Source organism: Staphylococcus sp. GDY8P72P (genome assembly GCF_016890655.1).
Classification (GTDB): domain Bacteria; phylum Bacillota; class Bacilli; order Staphylococcales; family Staphylococcaceae; genus Staphylococcus; species Staphylococcus arlettae.
This window is the reverse complement of sequence record NZ_JAFEQJ010000019.1, coordinates 1-21,657: the sequence shown is the minus strand read 5'-3', so window position 1 is coordinate 21,657 and position 21,657 is coordinate 1. Positions and strand designations below refer to the sequence as shown.

20 protein-coding genes and 1 pseudogene are annotated in these 21,657 nt (G+C 31.9%); 8 read left to right on the top strand and 13 right to left on the bottom strand.

Features of this window, described 5'->3' with window-relative positions; all coding sequences use genetic code 11:
* Nucleotides 1–151: 151 nt before the first annotated feature.
* The 3 genes from JVU85_RS08365 to hutU form a co-directional block, all read right to left on the bottom strand.
* Nucleotides 152–1,273 (bottom strand): amidohydrolase, encoded by a 1,122-nt coding sequence (locus tag JVU85_RS08365; RefSeq protein ID WP_002510286.1) that lies wholly within the window; start codon nucleotides 1,271–1,273, stop codon nucleotides 152–154.
* Between the two features lie 414 nt (nucleotides 1,274–1,687).
* Nucleotides 1,688–2,926, bottom strand: a complete 1,239-nt coding sequence (gene hutI / locus JVU85_RS08360) for an imidazolonepropionase (protein ID WP_002510287.1) — start codon at nucleotides 2,924–2,926, stop codon at nucleotides 1,688–1,690.
* Complete coding sequence (gene hutU / locus JVU85_RS08355; protein WP_002510288.1) at nucleotides 2,919–4,586, bottom strand: urocanate hydratase; 1,668 nt, start codon at nucleotides 4,584–4,586, stop codon at nucleotides 2,919–2,921. Before hutU ends, hutI begins: the two co-directional genes overlap by 8 nt.
* A 223-nt stretch (nucleotides 4,587–4,809) precedes the next feature.
* Between hutU and JVU85_RS08350 the strand changes: the two genes are divergently transcribed.
* A complete protein-coding gene (locus tag JVU85_RS08350) occupies nucleotides 4,810–5,685 on the top strand; it encodes a LysR family transcriptional regulator (protein WP_002510289.1) in 876 nt (291 codons plus the stop codon).
* On the opposite strand, the gene hutG is transcribed toward JVU85_RS08350, so the two are convergent.
* Entirely contained in the window at nucleotides 5,675–6,607 is a 933-nt protein-coding gene (gene hutG, locus JVU85_RS08345; protein WP_167867844.1) for a formimidoylglutamase, read from the bottom strand. The two genes, JVU85_RS08350 and hutG, sit on opposite strands and share 11 nt — an antisense overlap.
* A gap of 260 nt (nucleotides 6,608–6,867) precedes the next feature.
* Between hutG and sdpC the strand changes: the two genes are divergently transcribed.
* Nucleotides 6,868–8,073, top strand: a complete 1,206-nt coding sequence (gene sdpC / locus JVU85_RS08340; protein WP_002510291.1) for a peptidoglycan release complex CPBP-like subunit SdpC — start codon at nucleotides 6,868–6,870, stop codon at nucleotides 8,071–8,073.
* Between the two features lie 74 nt (nucleotides 8,074–8,147).
* Here sdpC and JVU85_RS08335 read toward each other — a convergent pair whose 3' ends face one another.
* Nucleotides 8,148–8,831, bottom strand: coding sequence for a ribose 5-phosphate isomerase A (locus JVU85_RS08335; RefSeq protein ID WP_002510292.1), 684 nt, complete (start codon nucleotides 8,829–8,831; stop codon nucleotides 8,148–8,150).
* A gap of 198 nt (nucleotides 8,832–9,029) precedes the next feature.
* Between JVU85_RS08335 and JVU85_RS08330 the strand changes: the two genes are divergently transcribed.
* The gene (locus JVU85_RS08330) at nucleotides 9,030–9,683 is read left to right on the top strand and encodes an MOSC domain-containing protein (protein WP_031266797.1); all 654 of its coding nucleotides are present in this window, start codon (nucleotides 9,030–9,032) and stop codon (nucleotides 9,681–9,683) included.
* A gap of 179 nt (nucleotides 9,684–9,862) precedes the next feature.
* Here JVU85_RS08330 and JVU85_RS08325 read toward each other — a convergent pair whose 3' ends face one another.
* The 4 genes from JVU85_RS08325 to JVU85_RS08310 form a co-directional block, all read right to left on the bottom strand.
* Entirely contained in the window at nucleotides 9,863–10,882 is a 1,020-nt protein-coding gene (locus JVU85_RS08325; RefSeq protein WP_021459706.1) for an aldose epimerase family protein, read from the bottom strand.
* A 316-nt stretch (nucleotides 10,883–11,198) separates the two neighbouring features.
* Complete coding sequence (locus JVU85_RS08320; protein ID WP_002510295.1) at nucleotides 11,199–12,434, bottom strand: ABC transporter permease; 1,236 nt, start codon at nucleotides 12,432–12,434, stop codon at nucleotides 11,199–11,201.
* Nucleotides 12,427–13,326, bottom strand: coding sequence for an ABC transporter ATP-binding protein (locus JVU85_RS08315; RefSeq protein WP_103388524.1), 900 nt, complete (start codon nucleotides 13,324–13,326; stop codon nucleotides 12,427–12,429). Before JVU85_RS08315 ends, JVU85_RS08320 begins: the two co-directional genes overlap by 8 nt.
* Before the next feature lie 121 nt (nucleotides 13,327–13,447).
* The gene (locus tag JVU85_RS08310) at nucleotides 13,448–14,026 is read right to left on the bottom strand and encodes a DUF805 domain-containing protein (protein WP_100218114.1); all 579 of its coding nucleotides are present in this window, start codon (nucleotides 14,024–14,026) and stop codon (nucleotides 13,448–13,450) included.
* 234 nt (nucleotides 14,027–14,260) lie between these two features.
* Here JVU85_RS08310 and JVU85_RS08305 point away from each other — a divergent pair, with 234 nt between their 5' ends.
* A complete protein-coding gene (locus JVU85_RS08305; RefSeq protein ID WP_002510298.1) occupies nucleotides 14,261–14,869 on the top strand; it encodes a DNA-3-methyladenine glycosylase in 609 nt (202 codons plus the stop codon).
* A 72-nt stretch (nucleotides 14,870–14,941) separates the two neighbouring features.
* Here the strand turns inward: JVU85_RS08305 and fni are convergent, their stop codons facing one another.
* Nucleotides 14,942–15,982: a type 2 isopentenyl-diphosphate Delta-isomerase gene (fni, locus tag JVU85_RS08300; protein WP_021459711.1), complete on the bottom strand. Its 1,041-nt coding sequence runs from the start codon at nucleotides 15,980–15,982 to the stop codon at nucleotides 14,942–14,944.
* Between the two features lie 53 nt (nucleotides 15,983–16,035).
* Nucleotides 16,036–16,983 carry a magnesium/cobalt transporter CorA gene (gene corA / locus JVU85_RS08295; protein ID WP_021459712.1) on the bottom strand — a complete coding sequence of 316 codons (948 nt, stop codon included), beginning with the start codon at nucleotides 16,981–16,983 and terminating at the stop codon, nucleotides 16,036–16,038.
* A gap of 122 nt (nucleotides 16,984–17,105) precedes the next feature.
* On the opposite strand from corA, the gene JVU85_RS08290 reads away from it, so the two are divergent.
* Together JVU85_RS08290 and JVU85_RS08285 are read left to right on the top strand one after the other, a co-directional pair.
* A complete protein-coding gene (locus tag JVU85_RS08290; protein WP_021459713.1) occupies nucleotides 17,106–17,573 on the top strand; it encodes a thioesterase family protein in 468 nt (155 codons plus the stop codon).
* 13 nt (nucleotides 17,574–17,586) lie between these two features.
* On the top strand, nucleotides 17,587–17,991 hold the full coding sequence (locus JVU85_RS08285; protein WP_021459714.1) for a hypothetical protein: 405 nt from the start codon (nucleotides 17,587–17,589) through the stop codon (nucleotides 17,989–17,991).
* A gap of 357 nt (nucleotides 17,992–18,348) precedes the next feature.
* Here JVU85_RS08285 and JVU85_RS08280 read toward each other — a convergent pair whose 3' ends face one another.
* Complete coding sequence (locus tag JVU85_RS08280; protein WP_107376761.1) at nucleotides 18,349–19,209, bottom strand: AraC family transcriptional regulator; 861 nt, start codon at nucleotides 19,207–19,209, stop codon at nucleotides 18,349–18,351.
* 287 nt (nucleotides 19,210–19,496) lie between these two features.
* Nucleotides 19,497–20,396, bottom strand: a complete 900-nt coding sequence (locus JVU85_RS08275; protein ID WP_002510304.1) for an alpha/beta hydrolase fold domain-containing protein — start codon at nucleotides 20,394–20,396, stop codon at nucleotides 19,497–19,499.
* Nucleotides 20,397–20,669: 273 nt separating this feature from the next.
* Between JVU85_RS08275 and JVU85_RS08270 the strand changes: the two genes are divergently transcribed.
* Both JVU85_RS08270 and JVU85_RS08265 read left to right on the top strand, forming a co-directional pair.
* Nucleotides 20,670–21,311 (top strand): hypothetical protein, encoded by a 642-nt coding sequence (locus JVU85_RS08270; RefSeq protein WP_002510305.1) that lies wholly within the window; start codon nucleotides 20,670–20,672, stop codon nucleotides 21,309–21,311.
* A 187-nt stretch (nucleotides 21,312–21,498) separates the two neighbouring features.
* Nucleotides 21,499–21,657: pseudogene (locus tag JVU85_RS08265) on the top strand (helix-turn-helix domain-containing protein); the annotation flags it as partial.

Here is a 21,657-nt window from a genome sequence, read left to right as displayed (position 1 = left end):
GGGTATTCCCGTACTAATTATTCTTGTTGTAGTAAATCAGCATTAGAAAATTTAATTCTTAGATTTATATTAGACATAAACACACTCGCCTATTAAATTTTTATACTTTTGTTTACCCCAAAACGCTGGTAGCAATTACATATTATACCATTCATTCGTTTAATAATTTTTGGACAAATGCTACAAAATAATCAGGTACTAATCGTAATATTTCTTCGTTCGGATCATATTTTGGGTGATGTAAATCATACATACTATCTGACCCAATAAATGCAAATACACTTGGGTACTGGTTTGAAAAACCTGAAAAATCTTCTCCTATAGTTAACGGTTTATCCATTATTGTGACGTTATAACCAACGTTACGAGCCACATCGATAGCATCCTGTGTTAGTTGTTCATCATTTACCACTGCTCCCGGTAGTTTATGATAAGTTAGCTCAATTTCCACATCAAAAGTTTGCGCAAGGCCATCACATATTTGTTGTAAACGTTGTTCTATTAAATGTTGTACTTCCGCGTCAAACGTACGTACTGTACCTTGTACATAAGCATTGTCAGCAATTACATTCCATGTATTACCTGAAGACACTTCACCGATAGTCACGACACCTTGATCAAAGGCAGATAAATTCCGACTTACTATTGATTGAATACTAGTAATGAGTTGGCCTAAGACGATTGTTGGATCATTACCTTGTTCAGGTTTAGCAGCATGTGCACCTTTACCATGGATTGTTATTTCAAAACGGTCTACTGCTGAGGTCACCGTTCCTTGTTTGATAGCAAATTCACCGACAGCTAATGAAGGATAATTGTGATAACCTAATACTGCTTTCACACCTTCCAATGCTCCAGTATTAGTAATACTATATGCGCCATGTGCTATTTCTTCTGCAGGTTGAAAAATAATGCGTACACGACCATTTAATTGCGTTTCCATAGCTTTAAGTTTTATTGCTACGGCTAAAATACTTGCCATATGAATATCATGACCACAAGCATGCATTACGCCTTCTGCAGTCGATTTAAAATCATGTTCAACTTGTTCAATTATAGGTAAAGCATCTATATCAGTACGTACCGCTATAAACTGCTCACCTTGTCCGACTTCAGCAACTAAACCTGTATCCAACGGCAAATCTAATATTTTAATATCATATGATTCCAAAATAGTTCTAATTTTTTTAGTTGTTTCATATTCATAATCTGATACTTCAGGATATTGATGAAAAAGACGTCTCCATTTTACATAATCATCAAAACTTGTCATCCCTTCTCACTCCTTTGATATTGTCGATGTGTATATTTTATAGAAACATATAGTTCTTATTCTGCCTTAAAACAGCTTTCCATTTATACACATAACTACTTTTATTAAATAACCGACTAAATCAATCGCTTTTATTTACTATAGCCTATTATAGCAAGAAGTAATAACGAATAGTTTAAACTTGCTCGTTAAAAAGCTAAGCTATTTTTTCCAACAAGCACATGTTAAAACGTTAAATTACTCCCATTCGTAGTTTTAAACAGAGACTATGTAAATTAATTTATGTTCTTTATATTATCATAGTTAGCGGAATTTAAAATTTAACATTAAAAATAGGACAGGCATAAATCATTTACATGTTTATCGTTGCTTCAATAACATGCTATGATTATGCTTGTCCCATAGCTCTTTATATTAATTTTGTAACTGATATTGATTATCTACAATAACTTTGCCGTCTTTTATAACTTTAGAAGCATGATTAATACCATAATGGTAAAGAACATATTCATGATTAGGTGCGTCCCAAATGACAATATTCGCTTTGTCACCTTTATCAATAGTTCCGGCATCAACGTCAATGGCTTTAGCCGCATTTACAGTTACTGCATTCCATATTTCATTTGCAGAAAGCTTTAATTTTAAGGAAGCAATAGCCATGACAAGTTGTAAATTGTTAGTAACACAACTTCCTGGGTTAAAATCAGTAGCAATAGCAATAGCACCATTATTGTCAATCATGCCACGTGCATCTGCATATTGTTCCTTACCTAAATAAAACGTTGTTCCAGGTAATAGCACAGCTACAGTATCACTATCACGTAATTTTGCTTTGCCTTCTTCGCTAGATGCTACAAGATGATCTGCAGAAATCGCTTGTTCATCAATAGCTAATTCCAAACCACCTAATGGATCAATTTCATCTGCATGAATTTTCACTTTAAAACCTTGTTGCTTAGCTGCTTCCATATATGCTTTAGACTCATCAATAGTAAAGACGCCTGTCTCACAAAATATATCGGCAAAGTCAGCATATGGTTTAACTTCTGGTAATAAGTCAATCATTTCTTGTAAAAATGCTTGATTAGACGTTGCGTCTTTAGGCACTGCATGTGGCCCTAAAAATGTATGTCTCATAGTTAAATTATATTTCTCAGCTAATTGATTGGATACTTTTAATTGTTTTAATTCATTTTCTTTATCTAAGCCATATCCACTTTTACTTTCAATTGTAAGCACACCATGTTGAACCATAGTTAATAAGTTTTTTTCAGCTTTAGAGAATAATTCCGCTTCACTCGCTTGTCTAGTGGCATCTACTGTATTTAAAATACCGCCACCCTGTTCTAAAATTTCTAAGTAAGATACACCTTGTCTTTTTAAAGACATCTCATGCTCACGAGAACCTCCATGTACTAAATGCGTATGTGCTTCAACAAGCGCAGGTGATACCACTTTATCACTAGCATCAATTGTCTCTGTCGCTTCATATTCAGTAGTATAAGGACCAGAATAAACAATTTTGCCATCATTAACTACAACTGTCCCATTTTCAATGAGTTCTAAGTCATTTAACTCTTGCCCTTTTAATGGTTTGTCTGTTTTTTTTGGTAAAATTAACTGTTTAATATTTTGAATAACTAAATCATTCATTATGTGTCACCTCTTTTGTAATCATTGGAATATGAATACCTTTCTCTTTTGCCACTTCTACAGACTTGTCGTATCCAGCATCTGCATGTCTCACAACACCCATGCCTGGATCAGTTGTTAATACACGTTCTAAACGTTTTTCTGCACGTTCTGAACCATCTGCGACTACGACCATACCAGCATGTAGAGAATAGCCCATTCCTACGCCACCACCATGGTGGAATGAAATCCAAGAACCGCCTGCAGCAGTATTCACAAGTGCATTTAAAATAGCCCAATCACCAACTGCATCTGATCCATCTTGCATACCTTCAGTTTCTCTGTTAGGACTAGCTACTGAACCAGAGTCTAAATGATCACGACCAATGACAACAGGTGCCGAAATCTCGCCATCACGTACTAATTTATTTAATGCAACTCCCATTTTTGCACGTTCACCATAACCTAACCATGCAATTCGAGATGGTAACCCTTGGAACGCAATTTTTTCCGTTGCTAAGTCTAGCCAACGATTTAATTTTTCGTTATCTGGGAATAATTTTCTCATTTCCTCATCTGCACGTTCAATATCTTTTGGATCTCCACTTAATGCTGCAAATCTAAATGGCCCTTTACCTTCACAAAATAACGGTCTTATATAAGCAGGAACAAATCCTGGGAAATCAAATGCATTACTTACACCATTATTAAATGCAACTTGTCTTATATTATTACCATAATCAAATGCAATAGCACCATTTTGTTGAAATGCTAGCATTAACTCTACATGCTGTGCCATAGATTGTTCAGATTTTTTAACATATTCTTTAGGATCTTTCTGTCTAAGTGCTTTTGCCTCTTCTATTGAATACCCTTGTGGTATATAACCATTTAATGGGTCATGCGCACTTGTTTGGTCCGTGATAATATCAATTTTAAAACCTTTATCTAAAATTGCTTTATGAACATCAACAGCATTGCCTATTAAACCAATAGATAATGGTTGGCCAGCCGTTCTTGCTTCATCAGCTAATTTTAGCGCTTCGTCTAAACTGTCCGTTTTAACATCACAATATTTCGTTTCAATTCGCTTATCGATTCTAGATTCATCGACATCGACACCGATTACGACACCACCATTCATAGTTACTGCTAATGGTTGAGCACCACCCATGCCACCTAGTCCTGCAGTGAGTGTTACCGTTCCATTTAATTTACCATTGTAATGTTGGTTCGCTAACTCACCAAACGTTTCATAAGTTCCTTGTACAATTCCTTGAGAGCCAATATATATCCAACTACCAGCTGTCATTTGTCCATACATCATTAATCCTTTTTTATCCAATTCATTAAAATGCTCCCAGTTCGCCCATTCAGGAACTAATACTGAATTTGACAGTAATACTCTTGGTGCTTCTTCATGTGTCTTGAATACAGCAACAGGTTTACCAGATTGGACTAACATAGTTTCATCCGCTTCTAAATTACGTAATGTTTCTTCAATTGCTTCAAATGCTTCCCAATTTCTAGCTGCTTTGCCAATACCGCCATAGACAACTAAATCTTCAGGTCGCTCTGCTACTTCTGGGTCTAAATTGTTATACAGCATACGCAATACCGCTTCTTGTTCCCAACCTTTACATTCAATATCTAACCCTTTTTTAGCTTGGATTTTTCTCATATTTATTCCACTCCATTCCTCTGTTTAATTACAGTTGTCATGTATAGTCATGTCCAGCGACTACAGAAAGCAAACCCCTTATTAATATGCTTTGTGTTTACAACAGATAAAATTTATGTACCTTATGACTTAAGTATATTATGATTATTTATAGATAACCAATATTAATAAACTAATGATTCATAACTTAAAACTATAAATAAACGTTAGGAGTGTTATGTATATGAAAATAATTCAACTAGAGTATTTTCTAGCTATAGTAAAATACAATAACTTTACACAAGCTGCTCAATTTTTACATATAAGCCAGCCTTCTTTAACAGCTACGATCAAAAAAATGGAAGCAGATTTAGGCTACGATTTATTTACGCGTACGACAAAAGATATCAAAATTACAGAAAAAGGTATCCAATTTTATAACTATGCTGTTGACCTAGTACAAAACTACCATCAAACAATGGAGAAAATGCATGATTTAAATATTAGTGAAGTCCCTAAAATTAAATTTTCCATTCTGGAATCTACAAATCAATGGGTATCTCAAATCATAACGACACACCGTTCAACTTTTCCAAACCAAACTTATCAAATCTCGGAAGTACATGATCAAGCGATTATATTAGAGCACTTGTTAAATTTTGAAACACATTTAGCTTTAACCAATGAACAAATCACTCATGAAGACATACAGTCTATTCCATTATATGAAGAATCGTATGTCTTACTTACACCACAAAATGCTTTTAAACAACAACGTACAATTATTATCAAATCATTACCACTAATATTACCTTCTAAAGGTTTACAAGTACGCAAACATTTAGATGATTATTTCATGCGTATGAATATTCATCCTAACATCGTTATTGAGGCTGACCGTTTTGAAGCTGCTACAAATTTTGTACATCGTGGTTTAGGTTACGCTGTTATTCCAAGATTTTATTATCAGTCATTCAATGCTAACAATTTAGATGCAATTGAGATTAAACCAAAACTTGGGCGCACAATTTTTATTAATTATTACAAAAAACGAAAGCACTCTGAACGTGTGCTTTCGTTGGTAGATCACTGTAAAGATTATTGGAACGTCATAAAATAAAGTGATGGAAAAAGTTAGCTGTTAATTTTGCTGTCCTATTATCAACATCATATTGAGGATTGGTTTCGGCGATACTAATCGTTGAAACCTTTTCGCTAGGTATAATTCTTTTGGCCATTTCTAATACTAGGTTCGGATAAAGTCCTAGCACTGCTGTAGCACTGACTCCTGGTGCAAAGGCACTATCAATGACGTCCATACATATTGTGAACATAATGACATCATGATGATGTATAAAACGTTCTATTTTATCTTTAATTGGTGGTGATAATTGGTGTAATAACTCGTCGGCATATACATATTGTATACCTTTAGCATCCGCATAATTAAATAGTGCTGCTGTATTGCCCCCTTGTTGAATACCAAGTACCAAATATGCAGTATTATCATCTTCTTCTAATATTTGTCGAAAACTTGTACCCGAAGTAGAACTCTGCTCTTCCCTTGTATCAAAATGCGCATCAATGTTAATAACACCGATTGAAGCATCTGGATACGCTTCTCTCACGCCTAAATATTGCGCATATGCTATATCATGACCGCCACCTAAGAGAAACGTTTGCTTATGGCGACTATTAGATTCTGCAACTAAATGGCCATACTCTTGTTGTGTTTTTATTAGTTGACTCTCATGATGCTCAACATTACCGTAATCACAAATGGAACATTGACTAAGATCAGGTAAATTGGCAAAAGCTTTCCTTATAGCATCTGGTCCTTCTTTAGCACCCATTCTACCTTTGTTAAGCTCTACACCTTTATCAACAGCGTAACCTAATAATCCAACACCTTGTTTTTCATTAATATTTAATTGTTGTGTTAAATCACCAAACTTTATTGTTTGGAAATGCCTAAAGTGTTCTTGATTTGTTGCACTATCTGTTCTGCCAGTCCAAAGCTCAGTATCAGGTAACTTATACATAGTTCTCCCCCTTTAAAAACTAAATGAACAATTAAAGTATACGCTTACATTTTTTTGAATTCAATTCCTAAATTTCTTTTACCCGTTACAATGTGCGTTTAATGCATTGATTACAATACAAATTGTTTCACTTATATGAATAAATCATCAGAACTATTACATTTCAATGATATTTTTGATTAATGATTTATTTCTAACAGCTAAATCTGTATAATTACCATTAAATGATTTTTTTCATACCTATTATGGAGGTTACATAAATGAATAATAAACGTATACCAGGTTTTCAGTGGGCAATGATTGTATTCCTGTTCTTTATCATTGCATACGTACTACCTATTATACTCAAAGATTTCCAAGGTAGTTTACCTTATAAATCTTTCGTATTTGACATAACAGCTATTGCTCCATTTATCGGTGCTCTATTCTGTTTATTAATTTTCAAACATAAACGTCTTCAATTAGGCGGTTTAAAATTTACCATTGGTTTAAAAACAATAGAACGTATCCTTTTAGCATTAATTTTACCGTTAACTATTTTAGCAGTTGCAATGGTTAGTTTTAATATTCTTGCTGATAGTTTTATTTTATTACAAGCAGAAGACTTTTCCGTTTCTCTAACTACTGTAATTATCGGACAATTAATCACAGCAATGTTAATTGAATTTGGCTTCCGTTCTTACTTACAAAACATTGTAGAAAATCGTATTTATACTTTTTTCGCATCAATTCTTGTAGGGATTCTATATTCAATCTGGAACTTAAACCTTAGTTTCGGTATGACATTCGCTGCATATAACTTCTTATATACATTCGCTTTTTCAATGATTATTGGCGAATTAATTAGAGGTACGAAAGGTAGAACAATTTATATTGCTACACTGTTCCACTTTGTTATGTCATTTGGCTTAGTATTTTTATTTAATGAAGAGCTAGGCAATGTCTTTGCTATGAAAGTGATTGCCTTATCAACTGTAGCAGTTGGTGTTGTATACTTACTAATTACTATGATTATACGAGTTATATTATACTTCTTCACGAAAAGAAACTTAGATGAAATTGAAGAAAATAACTATATGGATCACCTAGATGACGAGTCACATTTAGATGTGAATGACACGCCAGCAGAAACTGAACAAGCAACAAATGACTATGAACCAGCTTCTGCCGATACATCGTCTACCGTTCATGATGAGCAAGATGAAATGAATTCTACTCATCAAGAAAATGACGATACTTCATCAACAGTAGCTACTGCTAGCCAAGATAACAACATTGCGAAAAATGTCGCTAATGATACTGAAACAACATCTCATCAACTGCATCAATCAGAAGAAATAGAACCTTCGCTTAACGAAGATGAAAGTCAAACATCAACAGATGATGAACCTACAAACGACAACACAGAAACTCAAAATCAACGTTCATCATTCTTTTTGAAAAGTAAACGACGTAATCGAAGATAATTTCATAGTTACAATACAAAAAGCATGTGTTTTGAAATAGTTATTGATACAACTATTCAAAACACATGCTTTCTTTATTTATTAATAATATTTACACCATTTTGTGTGCCAATAATTACTTGGTCTGTGACATCTAAGAAATATCCAGTCTCTAATACACCTACTAAGTGAATTAAAAACTCATGCATCTCATATGGATCGATTGTATGATTTAGCGTTATATCTAATATATAATTACCATTATCCGTAACAAATGGAATGTCATTAGCCAGTCGTCTTTCCACTTGTAATTGGCCATAAGCCTCTATTTTCTTAGCCACTAATAACCAATTAAATTTATCAACTTCTACGGGTAATTTGAATGTTTCACCAAGATAATCCACTAACTTAGAATCATCTGCTAAAACAATAAATCGCTCTGCCATAGCATCTATTACTTTTTCCCTAAATAGTGCTCCACCGCCACCTTTAATCAAATTAAGCTGTGGATCCACTTCATCTGCACCATCAATAGCGAGATCAATATAGTCAACATCATTTACATCTATAATATGCATACCTAAATTTTTTGCAATATATGCAGTTTTGTTAGAAGTACATACGCCAGTAATTGACAGTTGTTCATGCTCAATTTTTTCAGCAATTTTAGGTACAAGGAGTTCAATCGTTGAACCAGAACCAATACCCAATATCATACCATCTGTAATTTGGCTTAAAGCATCACTAAATGTACTTATCTTCAACTGTTTTTTATTCATATTGTTGCCCCTTTATAACCATTCTTTTAATATCATTGTACATTAGAATTTTTAAAAGATATAGATATAAACTAAAAACAGCCAACTGAAAACTTCCAGTAGATGCTCACTCAATTTAAGCGTTTATTTTTTTCATCTATGATTTTACCGTTTCTTCCTATACAATAAAGCGTAACGATACAAGGAGGTTACACTATGATTTATGAATTAAATGCCATTTCAACTGGTAAAATCGAAACCCTCACATACGGTAAAAAGCAAATGCAATCTGCTTTAAACAAAACAGTATTCACAGATACATGCTGGCTTACGACAACTGGTTTTTGCGACGATGAACAAGCTTATAAAGGACATGGTGGTCCAGACAAAGCATTATGCTTATTCAGTAAATCAAATTATCAAATGTGGCAAGATGATATCACAGAATTACCAGATTACGCGATGTTTGGAGAAAATTTAACTGCTAAACATATGGATGAAAAGACAACTTACTTTGGTAATCAATACCAACTCGGTTCTGCAATCATTGAAGTTTCTGAAATAAGAGAACCTTGTTGGAAAATTCAAACGAAATATCAAATTCCAGATTTAGTAAAACGTATGTCTAGTTCAGGAAGAACTGGATTTTATTTTAGAGTGTTAAAAGAGGGCTATGTCGCTCCAGATGATAACTTACATTTAATTCAGCAAGCTCCTGATGATACGTTGCTTTCTGTTTTTGAGCTCAATCACCTTATGTATAATGATCGCAATAATATTTCTAAATTAACTTATGCACTTCAAAACCCTTATTTAACAACCGCACGTATCGACAAATTACAACGATTATTAACCAAAGCTCAACAACTATAAAATTACTGCGCGATTGTTACTATTAATTAATGCTACCGTTCTGCTAACTTATCTAAATGAAAGCTGATGTAAAGTACATATCATTTATTGCATAAAAAAAAGAGGCTCGAGCGACATTTTGCTCAAGCTTCTTTTAAAGTGTTTTATTTTAATCGTGTCTTATAATACTCATTTACTTATTAAATGTCTGCTTTTTCAAATATTTTATATGACGTCTTAGAGTAATATGGTTGATCTGGTGTAATAATAGACGGTGCTTTGTCACCATAAAGATTTATATCATTAGGGATACATTGTGTTTCCAATGTAAAACCAGAATGTGCTTTATAAATATTGAAGTCACTATCCCAACTACTAGTATCATTAAAAGTAAAAATAACAATATTCGGCATATCTGTCTTTACTTGTAATACAAAACGTTTATTTTCTACTGCCATTTCACCATTTTCAACTTCAAAAGGATGATCAACACCATTAAACATGTCCATTTGTTGTTTGATTTTAGGATTTTCACTTGTAAAAAGCTCTTTAAATTGAATCTTATTACTATTAAATATAGTAGACAAATCTATAGTATCGGTACTGTTAACTATATTGTCTTCACCTAATGGGTACATTGCTAATTTATTACTACTTATATAATGATTATCAATCATATTATTGTCTCTATTTAAATTAAAATACACATGATTCATAGGATTGAATAGTGTTTTTTCGGTAGTTGTTGCTTCGTATTCTATCGTCCATTTATGATCCATATCATAAGTATGAATAACTTTTAATTCAATATCACCTGGGAAATAATCATCTGTACTTTTAATTTGGGTTGTAAAAATGATTTTAATCTGACCAACTTGTTCTTCAATTTGATAATCAAAAAAGCGTGAATCTAAACCGTTAGTACCCCCATGAATATTGTGAGCACCATCATTGTGCTCTAAATGATATGTTTTACCATCTAACTCAAATGTAGCGTTAGCAATGCGGCCACCGTATCGTCCCACTGTAGCCCCAAAGAAAAATGGATTAGGTTCGTAGAATTCATCCGCTTCCACAATATTTCCTAACACAATGCTGTTATCGTCATACTTCCAAGATACTATACGAGCACCGTAATTAGTAAAGACTATCTTGGTTTCTTCATTATCAATATTAATTAGTACTATCCCATTTCTTTGTTTTTCAACTGTAGCAAACATCTTCAATTACTCCCTTTCAGACTAACACCTACATCAATGCCTAAAGACAACTTGTTGACGTCGATAATTAGATAGAAATTGTTTAACAATAAAATCATGATACTTATTATAGCAAGCTTAACACACACTTACATGCCCTTTCCTAAAACATGTCGTCTGTATTGAACGATTTCACAATGATGACTTTAAACCGAGATGCTAAGTAAAAGCTTAATTTTTGCTTCATATTCCTTTACTGTTAGTTAAATACATTGTAACAATTAATTTCAAAATAAATCTATACTATTTGTAAATTTTTACAAATTAATAAATTGAATTATCGTTTACCAAACACTTTTTTCATTGCCGTAGCAGCACTTTTGTCAAAGCTAAGGACAGAATCCTTATAGCTTTTAATAGCAATCCATAATAAAATAATAGTTACTATAATTGCGAGCACAATACTAACAACGATTTCCCAAAGTTGTACTTCTGGTGAAGCAGCACGCACAAACATTACAAATGGTGAAAATAACGGAATAAAGCTTGTTATTTTCGTTAATAGCGTATCATTGTTCATTACACTATATAAGGAAACGTAGAACGCTATCATACTTATTAAGGTCATAGGCATTAACGCTTGATTAATGTCTTCAATACGAGATGTGATAGAGCCTAGTATAGCGGCCAAGATGACATATGATAGTATACCAATAATCAAATTAATAATTCCTACAATAACTATTTGAAGTGTTAACTCATTAGGTTTAACTTCAAAACCTTGTAACATCTCACTCATATCAAAAGCGAAAAAGGCTAGAATACCTACTAAGACAAATATCGCAATTTGAGTTAACGCTACCGCAATGACACCTGTAATTTTAGCTAAAATGTGTGTGATGGGCGAAACACTAGTGATAATCATTTCTATTACACGCGATGTTTTCTCTGTAGCAATCTCCATGGCAATTTGACTAGCATAATTAATAATAATAAAGAACATAAGCATAAGCCCAGCATAAACTACAATAATATTAAATGATTTTTGTGCTTCACTTAATTTTGTATCATCTTTATTTGTTGACACCATTTCTGATTCAACTTTACTTTTACTTTGTAGTTCCTTTAACTCAGCTTGTGATAAATTAAGTTGGGCCGCAGTCATTTGAGTTTGGATTGTCGTCAATACTGTCTCTAAGTTTTGTTTATCTTCTTGGTCTACAGAATCTTTACTTAAAATTTTAGCGGTCAATTTATTATTCTCTTCGGTAATGACATAACCCATATTAAGTTTTTCTGACCTGATTTGTTTTTTTAAATCTGCTGAAGAGACTCGAGTAAATTTGGCATCATTATTTATATGGTCTCCTTGCTCTTTTATTACTTTATATATGTCACTGTTCGTTGTAGCAACACCAATTTCATCTGGTCCATCATCGAAAAAATCTATAATTTTATTTGCGTTAGCAGCTACTAAAATAAGCAATACTACTAATCCAGTAAAAATTAAAAATGACTTAGTTTTAACTTTATTTATATAAGTCAACTTGAAAGTAGCTAAAAATCTATCCATTATAATCACCTACTTTTTCAATGAAAATTTCATTTAATGATGGTTCCACCACTTCAAACCGTTTCACAAAGCCATAAGAAGTTACAATATCAAAAATTTCTGTTGCCACTGCTTCATTGTCAATTTCAACTTTGATATCTCGTTTTGTTCTCGTAACTTCTTTAACACCTGGAATACTATCTATCTCAGACATTTCAGCGTCCGTTTCTATTATTACACGCTTATTGCCATGATTTTTTTTCACTTCATCAATCGGTCCTGCAACTACTAATTGACCTTGGTTCATAATGCATACATCATCACATAATTCTTCTACGTGCTCCATCCTATGTGAACTATAAATGATAGTAGTGCCGCTGTCGTTCATATCTTGTACTGCTGATTTCAATAATTCAACATTGACTGGGTCTAACCCACTAAAAGGTTCGTCTAATATTAATAAATCAGGTTCATGAATCATACTCGCCAATAATTGTATTTTTTGTTGATTACCTTTTGATAAAGCTTCAATCTTCTTATCTTTATTTTGGACAATATCAAAACGTGTTAACCAATAATCAATAGCTTGTTTGATTTTTTGAGATTTCATACCTTTTAACGTAGCAAGATAAAACAATTCATCATATACCTTCATTTTAGGATGTAATCCACGTTCTTCAGGTAGGTAGCCAATTTTATCGTACAATTTTTTATCTATAATTTGATTATTGTAAGTGATGGAACCTTCAGTAATGGGGGTCAAACCTAAGATCATCCTAAAAGTCGTAGTTTTACCTGCCCCATTTCTACCTAAAAATCCTAACATCTTCCCTTTTTCTAACTTTAAAGATATATCATTAACTGCCGTGACCGATTTATATTTTTTTGTGACACCATTGATTTGCAATGTCATTACGCAACTACTCCTTCTATTTTTTATTATCTATGTTAAGCTTATTGATTTTTATACTTTTACAATAAAAAGCATTTATCACAGTGAATTCTTTGTTGATAAATGCTTTTGTCTAATCCAGTTAGTAGTCATCCTTATGATAAACACTAGCCTCATGTTTAATCATATCTTTCGGATACACGCCGTATTTGTTATTTTTCGAAACGCTATCGAAACAACATATTACTATTTGATAAATAGCTAGTATCTGGATCGTTATGTACATGAAACTTAATAGAACCCAACTTGATACGTTTTCAAAATTTGGATCCATTAAATTGATAGTATTAACAAATATATAAAATGTTATTCCTAGTGCTGACGCTAAAATAGGTATGAACATCGTTCTATCCGTGTCATGAAAACGTCTTACTTGTAGTGCTAAATTAGGTATAAATGTTGCAATGCCGTATAGTAAGCCATAACCTATCATTAATAGTAATAATACTATGCCTACAGCTGTCATGGCTTCGGCCTCTGTTACTATTCCCATAATTATTAAAAGTATACTAATTACACCAATTACAATAGCTGGAACCATGAAAATTAAGTGCCAAATAATCATATACCAATATTCGCTTCGTCTCGATCGTCCTGTAAAATTAACATAATTACGCCAAAACAATTTAAATGCCCTGCCAAAACTGATTTTTTGTGTCATCATTCCACTCCTAAATAAGTAAATTAAGCACGTTATATAGCTGCTTAACTTCTTTGCTTGCAGCTACAATTTAATATATTATGTTAAAGTACAATAATTTGATTATCTTGATATCTTAAATTGTTTATTTTAGATAGTATACCAAACATTTTTATATCTATATATATTTATCGAAAACATTTAACTTACAAATATTTTTGCATTAATTATAATGATTAACAAGGAGGCTAACATTTGGACTTTATACAGCGAGATACAATAACGATTGCAAAAGATTTATTAGGTGTTCGTGTACTATACCATGACAAACAGCAAACCTATAGTGGCTATATAGTCGAAACAGAGGCATATTTAGGTGTAGTTGATCAAGCAGCTCATGGTTTTAATAGCAAACGTACTCCTAAAGTAGAATCACTTTATAAAGAAGGTGGTACAATCTATGCTCACGTTATGCATACACATTTGCTTATCAATTTTGTAACACAACTGGAAAATATTCCAGAAGGCGTACTTATTCGTGCAGTTGAACCTGAAGAAGGTGTAGAAGCTATGACAGCAAATCGAGGTAAAAGTGGTATAGATTTAACAAATGGTCCGGGTAAATGGACTAAAGCCTTCAATATACCTCGATATTTAGATGGTTCTAAACTGAATGAAGGTAGATTAGAAATCGATACCAAAAATCGCAAATATCCTCAAGCAATAATTTCAAGCCGTCGCATTGGCATTCCAAATAAAGGCGATTGGACCTATAAACCATTGCGTTATACCGTACGAGGAAACCCGTATGTTTCACATATGAGAAAATCTGATATGTTACCCCCTCAAGATACTTGGAGATAATTGCTTTTTAATGACATTAAATAGAGCTTGGAACATTGATTATGTTCCAAGCTCTATTATTAATTTATTTCATTATAACTCCAACTGTCTTTGGTTAATCCAAGATTCTAACTTTGGACTAAAAACGAGTTGAGATTGTTTTAAATCTTCTATTGTTCTTGCATTAAGCATCGTCATTATCGTTTTAATTTGTGCTACAAATTGGTCGACATATTCTAATGTTTCGGTAATACCATGATTTTCAATTTGATTTAAGAACGGACGTGACATTCCAACTGCATTTGCACCTAACGCTAGACATTTCACTGCATCTAATGGCGTACGTACCCCACCACTAGCTAGAATATTCATATCTTTCTGGAAAGATGTGCTTTCTAGTAATGATTCTACCGTTGTTTGACCCCAATTTGATAAATAATTCATATCTTTAAGTGAACGTCTTTCATTTTCAATATCTACGAAATTGGTGCCACCTCTACCACTAACATCAACATAGCGCACTCCTATTTTTTGAAGCTGACGTATTGTTTCTTTACTCATACCAAAACCAACTTCTTTGACTATAACAGGTACATCAACACGTGAAACAATACGAGCTAAATTATCCATCCATGTTGAAAAAGTACGATTGCCCTCTGGCATAACTAACTCTTGTGGTGAATTCACGTGGACTTGTAACGCTTGAGCATTGAGTAAGTCAACGGCCTCTATAGCTTTGTCTACAGGGACATCAGCGCCCACATTACTAAAGATAATTCCTTCTGGATTAGTCTCTCTTACTACACTAAATGATGAAGCCATTTTACTATTACGTAACGCTGCATGTGTAGAACCTACAGCCATTGCTAGACCCGCTTCACGTGCAATAACAGCTAATTTTTCATTAATCTGCTTTGTCCAATCACTACCACCTGTCATAGCATTGATATAGATTGGAATGTCTAAAGTGAAATCACTTAATTCACTTGTCAGTTCGACATCTTTAACATCGATATCGGGTATGGAGTGATGTACAAATCTCATTTCATCAAAATCAGATAATTTAGCATCAGTTTGCGCCATAGCAATTTCTACATGATCATTCTTTCTTTGTTCTCGTTTAAAGTCGCTCACTTTCGTCCCCACTTTCATCTTGATGGTTCATATTGCAAATAACTCAAACTAACTTAAAACCATCTCTTTTTTTTAAAATACCAAATACATACAATAGTTATGATTAACATTATTGACAATACTATAAAATAACCATAATGCCAATTTAATTCTGGCATATAGCGAAAATTCATACCATATATGCCTGCTATGAGTGTTAAAGGTAAAAATACCATAGAAACTAAAGTTAACACTTCCATTATTTTGTTCATTTTATATGATGTGTAAGACACATAATTTTCTCTTATTTCATTAGTCATCTCTTGCGATACTTTTAAAATATTCTCTTGTTTGATGATATGATCTTCAACATGTTGTATATATAATTCGCTTTGATGATCAGTAAATAATACTTGATCTTCTTTCAAATCTATAATGAGTGTTTGCATTGGATATACTAAACGCTTTAGTTTAATAACGTCAGATCGTAATTTAAACACATCATCCATGATTTGTTGATTTGAAACATCATTAACTTGAGTGTCTTCAAATTCATAAACTTTATCTTCTATATTATACGTATAATCAAAGTAATCATCAATCAAACTATCTAGTATTTTCAACACCATATGTGCGCTTATCAGCTGTTCATTTCTATTCGCTTGCATATAATCAACAACGCTTTCTAATACTTGATGTGTTTCATGGTGATAAGTGACTAAGACGTTATGTTGAATAAATATATTCAATGCTTTAGGTCCTAGATCAGCACTACGAATGCCATGCATGACTAGATATTGATATGTTTGATATGTTTTGTATTTTGCTCTAGGTGTTTCATTAACTGTATCATCAATTTCCAATTGATTAAACTTAAAATGTGTTGCTAATAACTTATTTTCATCTTCGGAAGGTTGATTAAAATCATACCAAACAAATCGAGCATCTGCTGGAATTTGTACAATATGATGCGCTGTTGCTATTTTGTTATCAATAGTCTGAAAACGAATAGTAAGTGTCATGATTACCTCCCGAAAAGACTTTTCTCTATTTTATCATGAAACACATTAGATGTATGTTTAAACTATTTTTAGTAAAATATAGTTAACAATTCATTTTAAACTTTATAGGAGTTGACAGAAATATGACAGGCGCTTTTACGGTCACTTATACAGTTAGTGACGACATGATTGATCACAATCAACATATGCATGACGCTAATTACAATAGTGTCTTTAGTACCGCAATTAATCAATTCAATTATACACATGGTCTTTCATTGGCTGAACGTGAAACATTAAATTTCACTATCTTTACTGCCGAAGAACAAACTTCCTATTTGTCAGAACTTAAATTACGCGATACTTTTACTATTCACTTGTATTTGTATGATTTTGATGCTAAACGTGTACACTTTTTCGCAATGCTTATTAAGGATGACGGGTCTGTAGCTGCAACTAACGAAGCTATGATGCTAGGCATAGATCGCGCTACCAAAAAGGTCAGTCCTTTTCCAGATTCATATTACAATCAATTAACACTTTATAAGCAACAACAAGCTACTATTGATTGGCCGAAACAGCTCGGTCATCAAATTGGCATACCAAAATAAATGAGGTGATACAATGGAACATCCAATAACTGAACAAGTAAACCTACAGTTATATGACTATTTTGATAATGTTAAAGTAGCTTTAAGTGAACTTAATCAATCTAAAGCTTTAGTAATAAATGGCCCTACTGAGAAATTATTAAAGCGCGGATTTGATATAAGTTACTACCAAGGTCAAAAAAAGGCAATAGATGCTATTAATACTTTGCTTCAAACTTATTCAACAGATGAAAAATTCATACAAATTTTCACTGATTATGCTATCGAAACTGATGAATCTTATAGCAGAGCGTTAGAACAATTCAGCAAATTATTAGATATACCTGACGAATTTGACACACAATTAGCTACTTTTTATCAATTAAAAGGACAAAAGTTTATTATCGACAATATTAATGCGCTAATACGTGAAAATTAACTATTAATAGCCACTAATACAAAGTAAGAAGCTGAAATCTATCAATGTGATTTCAGCTTCTTCTATTTACAATAAAATGATTTAGTGTTCAGTATTTCAAAATATACAGATAGTCTCTGAGCATTATTAAGCTTCCCTATAATTGTGATAGTATCAAAAATTAATATTGGTTGAGAAAACTCCCAAATCGGAATCTTAACCAGCTATTAGAGTATCTATCCAATTTTAGTAAAATTTGAATTTTCATATTCTATGATTTGACTTGAATGAATTTTTTCTCTTTTTATTCATAAAAATCGACTTCTTAATTTTATATTGTTGTTCTTCCTTAAATTCGGCTATCATAAAATCTCTAAATCAATGATTAACTGCAATCCAAATTTCACTGTAAGCAGTTTCTCTATTAGAATCATTAAATTTACTAAAAGAAAACATTGGAATATCAGCTAAATTATACTCTGTTTTTGGTAACCACTCTGAAAAGATCTTAGCATATGTGTCTTGTAACACTTTTGGGAATTCACCCTCATTTTCAAAGACTACCCATTTACTTTCATCAATATTTATAACATCAAACTGATTACTTATATTATTCTCAGTTGTCAAAACACCAATCATATGAGTTAAAAATCCTTCTTCCTTAGTAAAATCTTCATCAGCATTATATGAAACATTTATAAATTCATTAGGTCCAATATTTTGTAAATAGTGCATTTGTTTATTTTGATCACTAGTAATGCTATTTGCTAATTCTTCAATTTCATTATTAACACCTTCAAATTGCATAGAAACACGCTTTTTAAATCCGACTATATTAACTTCTGGTAATTCTTCAATTCTAGTTTTCATATTTATTCCTCCTTTAACATTAATAGCAAATGAAAGTTTTGGATATGAAATTAAAACTTGGTCTTCATATATTTGAGATGGTAGATATCCACTCCATTCTTTAAAGGATTTTGTAAAACCATCAATCGAATATCCATATTTTATAGCTACATCTGTTACAGATTTCTTATCCAATAAATCTTTATTAGCAAAATATAATTTTCTCTTTTTTATATATTCAGATAAGCCTATACCAGTGAGAAATATAAATAAATTTCTGTAGTGTTGCTCAGGTATACCAACAAAATGCGCTATATCAGACAAACTCAAATTTTTAGTTAAATTTTCATCTATATAATCTATAGAATTATTCAAGTCTTTTAATATCATATCTATCACCTTTCGACTTTATAATAATTAATGACAAAATAAATGACTCGATAATCTCTATATAAAAATTATCGAGTCATTTATTTTACTTCCGAAATCTAAATTCACGCTGCCAAAAACCAATTTGTTTTACAATTGCTTTTCGACCGCTTTCATCAAACAATAACGCCATGATTGTATACATGTCTAAAACTTTTTCAATTGTCGAGAGTGCTCTGTAGTTCAACACACACTTCTTATTAATTTGTAGCTTTCGCACACTTAACTAACTATAATCAACATCAAAGTTAATCTTGTAACGAAGCTACAATTTGTCTTACTGCTTTATGTGATTGTCGAATTGGGTATAGCGGGAAATCATGGACCATTCTTTTATATGGATAAAAATGTATTGCACGCTGATTAAATTCCAACAACTCTACAAGTTTTTGCATATCTGGATAATACACTTCTTTAGTACTGCCAAACATATATACAGGAGGCAATTGTGTTAAATCACCATTAATCGGTGATATTAAAGGATGATTTAAAGTTAAATCACCGGCCCAGCATTGTAAAACTTGTTTAATTCCTTCTTTATTAATTAATTTATCACGCTTTTCCATACCTTCTGTTATAACGTCATTATTTAATTCAGCATCTAGCAATGGCGAAATCAAATATATTTTATTAGGCGTTGGCTTATTTTGCGCTAATAACTGTTGCACAAAACTTAAAACTAAACTACCGCCAGTCCCATCACCCATTATTACAATATCTTTACTATCTACTTCTTTTAATAATGAATCATATAAGTCCATAATAGCTTGATAAGTAGTATGAACATGTGCAATAGGTGCTTTAGGATATATAGGCATAATTACTTCATGTAATGTATTTAAAGCTAATTTATCCATAAAACGCCAATGAAATACAGATGGCTGTAAAACATTATAGCCACCATGAATATAAAGCAATTTTTGTTTGTTATTATGCCTAAAATTAAATCTAAATACTTGCATGCCTTGAAAATCTTGTTTTTCTAAATTAGACTTTACATTTAAACTTTCTGGTTGTTTATGTTTTTCTTGATTTTTAGTTCTTCGTTTTTCCAAAAATTGTTGTAGCGCCTCATCATTATCAAATTTCATCGTTCTATTATGCAATAAATACTTTTTTATGACACTATTCATTAAATTAAGTTCCATTAATTTATCAATCCTACTTTTTTGTTTATAAATAATTATATTTTAATATTTTTATTGTAATTTTAGAAGTAACTTGTAATAAGACACTAATAATTTTATACTTATTTGCTCAAAACAGTTATAATTAATACTATATTTAAACAACTCGATTGTCCACGTACTTAATATTAATTATTTTTATACCAATTTATATTAAGTTATTTTATATTATAACAAACCTGACATTAAAATGATAAAGTTAGAAAATACAGTGTTATAATAGGAGGAAAACATATGGCCAAAGACACACATCACTTCAAAAACTTTGAACATACTTTAACGACCGCTCCTATGCAAAGAGGTGCACAATATGCAGAAAAAAAGAAAAAATCATGGGTTAGCCTAATTATTCATATTATTATTTTAATACTGTTAGCAATTACAGGTTATAGTATGTATAATGATCCAATTGTTAATCTAGTGTTGGCTGACGAACAAATTACTTTTAGCCAAATTACTCATTTTCAAGACACCTTAAACAATATTTCAAATTTGAATATTAATATAGACAACATAGAGAATCTACATTCTATTATTGATACTTTAATTTTCATTTTTTATATTTTTTTTATTGCGATTATTTTAAGTTTAATTTTCACAATTTTCATCCTAATATTTAATCGTACTGTCTTAAAAATCATAAATTTATTTATCATGATTATTATGTTAGTCATTACATTTGGTTTTTCTATTATAATCAAAAATATTGCGAGTCGTATCGCGAATTCTATGAGCCAATATTATATAACAGTTAAGCCTAGTAACGTATTGATAGAAGCAGATGCCATCCATAATGCTTTAATATTATTAAGTTGTGCTGTTGCTCTTGTTATCATAAGTTTGTTCTTTAGAAATAGACGTACACGTATCAGTTAAAAAACAATTGAATAACTTCACTATTAATAGTGCTAATATATAACAAAAAGATCTGGGACATACTGTCCCAACTTCAGAACGTAAACAACCCCTTTGCAGTAATTGAACTGACCCCAATTAGTGGGAATAAAATAAAAACACTTTCGTTGAATTCATTTAAAATGAATCATACGGAGGTGTTTTTTCTATGAAAATAATGTCTTATTCAATAGAAACAAAATATAAAACGATTGAAATGAAAGAAGCTTGATATACTGTAAAAGAAATTATGGAAGCATTAAATATCAAAAATAGCACACAGGTAAAAACTTGGTGGCGATGGTATCGAAATGGTGAAACTTATAGA

What these genes read in the sequence shown, in the direction of transcription:
- JVU85_RS08365 (WP_002510286.1), bottom strand. Translation starts at nt 1,273, where the DNA reads ATGACAAGTTTTGATGATTATGTAAAATGGAGACGTCTTTTTCATCAA.
- hutI (WP_002510287.1), bottom strand. Translation starts at nt 2,926, where the DNA reads ATGAATGATTTAGTTATTCAAAATATTAAACAGTTAATTTTACCAAAA.
- hutU (WP_002510288.1), bottom strand. Translation starts at nt 4,586, where the DNA reads ATGAGAAAAATCCAAGCTAAAAAAGGGTTAGATATTGAATGTAAAGGT.
- JVU85_RS08350 (WP_002510289.1), top strand. Translation starts at nt 4,810, where the DNA reads ATGAAAATAATTCAACTAGAGTATTTTCTAGCTATAGTAAAATACAAT.
- hutG (WP_167867844.1), bottom strand. Translation starts at nt 6,607, where the DNA reads ATGTATAAGTTACCTGATACTGAGCTTTGGACTGGCAGAACAGATAGT.
- sdpC (WP_002510291.1), top strand. Translation starts at nt 6,868, where the DNA reads ATGAATAATAAACGTATACCAGGTTTTCAGTGGGCAATGATTGTATTC.
- JVU85_RS08335 (WP_002510292.1), bottom strand. Translation starts at nt 8,831, where the DNA reads ATGAATAAAAAACAGTTGAAGATAAGTACATTTAGTGATGCTTTAAGC.
- JVU85_RS08325 (WP_021459706.1), bottom strand. Translation starts at nt 10,882, where the DNA reads ATGTTTGCTACAGTTGAAAAACAAAGAAATGGGATAGTACTAATTAAT.
- JVU85_RS08320 (WP_002510295.1), bottom strand. Translation starts at nt 12,434, where the DNA reads ATGGATAGATTTTTAGCTACTTTCAAGTTGACTTATATAAATAAAGTT.
- JVU85_RS08315 (WP_103388524.1), bottom strand. Translation starts at nt 13,326, where the DNA reads ATGACATTGCAAATCAATGGTGTCACAAAAAAATATAAATCGGTCACG.
- JVU85_RS08310 (WP_100218114.1), bottom strand. Translation starts at nt 14,026, where the DNA reads ATGACACAAAAAATCAGTTTTGGCAGGGCATTTAAATTGTTTTGGCGT.
- corA (WP_021459712.1), bottom strand. Translation starts at nt 16,983, where the DNA reads ATGACACTTACTATTCGTTTTCAGACTATTGATAACAAAATAGCAACA.
- JVU85_RS08290 (WP_021459713.1), top strand. Translation starts at nt 17,106, where the DNA reads ATGACAGGCGCTTTTACGGTCACTTATACAGTTAGTGACGACATGATT.
- JVU85_RS08285 (WP_021459714.1), top strand. Translation starts at nt 17,587, where the DNA reads ATGGAACATCCAATAACTGAACAAGTAAACCTACAGTTATATGACTAT.
- JVU85_RS08280 (WP_107376761.1), bottom strand. Translation starts at nt 19,209, where the DNA reads ATGATATTAAAAGACTTGAATAATTCTATAGATTATATAGATGAAAAT.
- JVU85_RS08275 (WP_002510304.1), bottom strand. Translation starts at nt 20,396, where the DNA reads ATGGAACTTAATTTAATGAATAGTGTCATAAAAAAGTATTTATTGCAT.
- JVU85_RS08270 (WP_002510305.1), top strand. Translation starts at nt 20,670, where the DNA reads ATGGCCAAAGACACACATCACTTCAAAAACTTTGAACATACTTTAACG.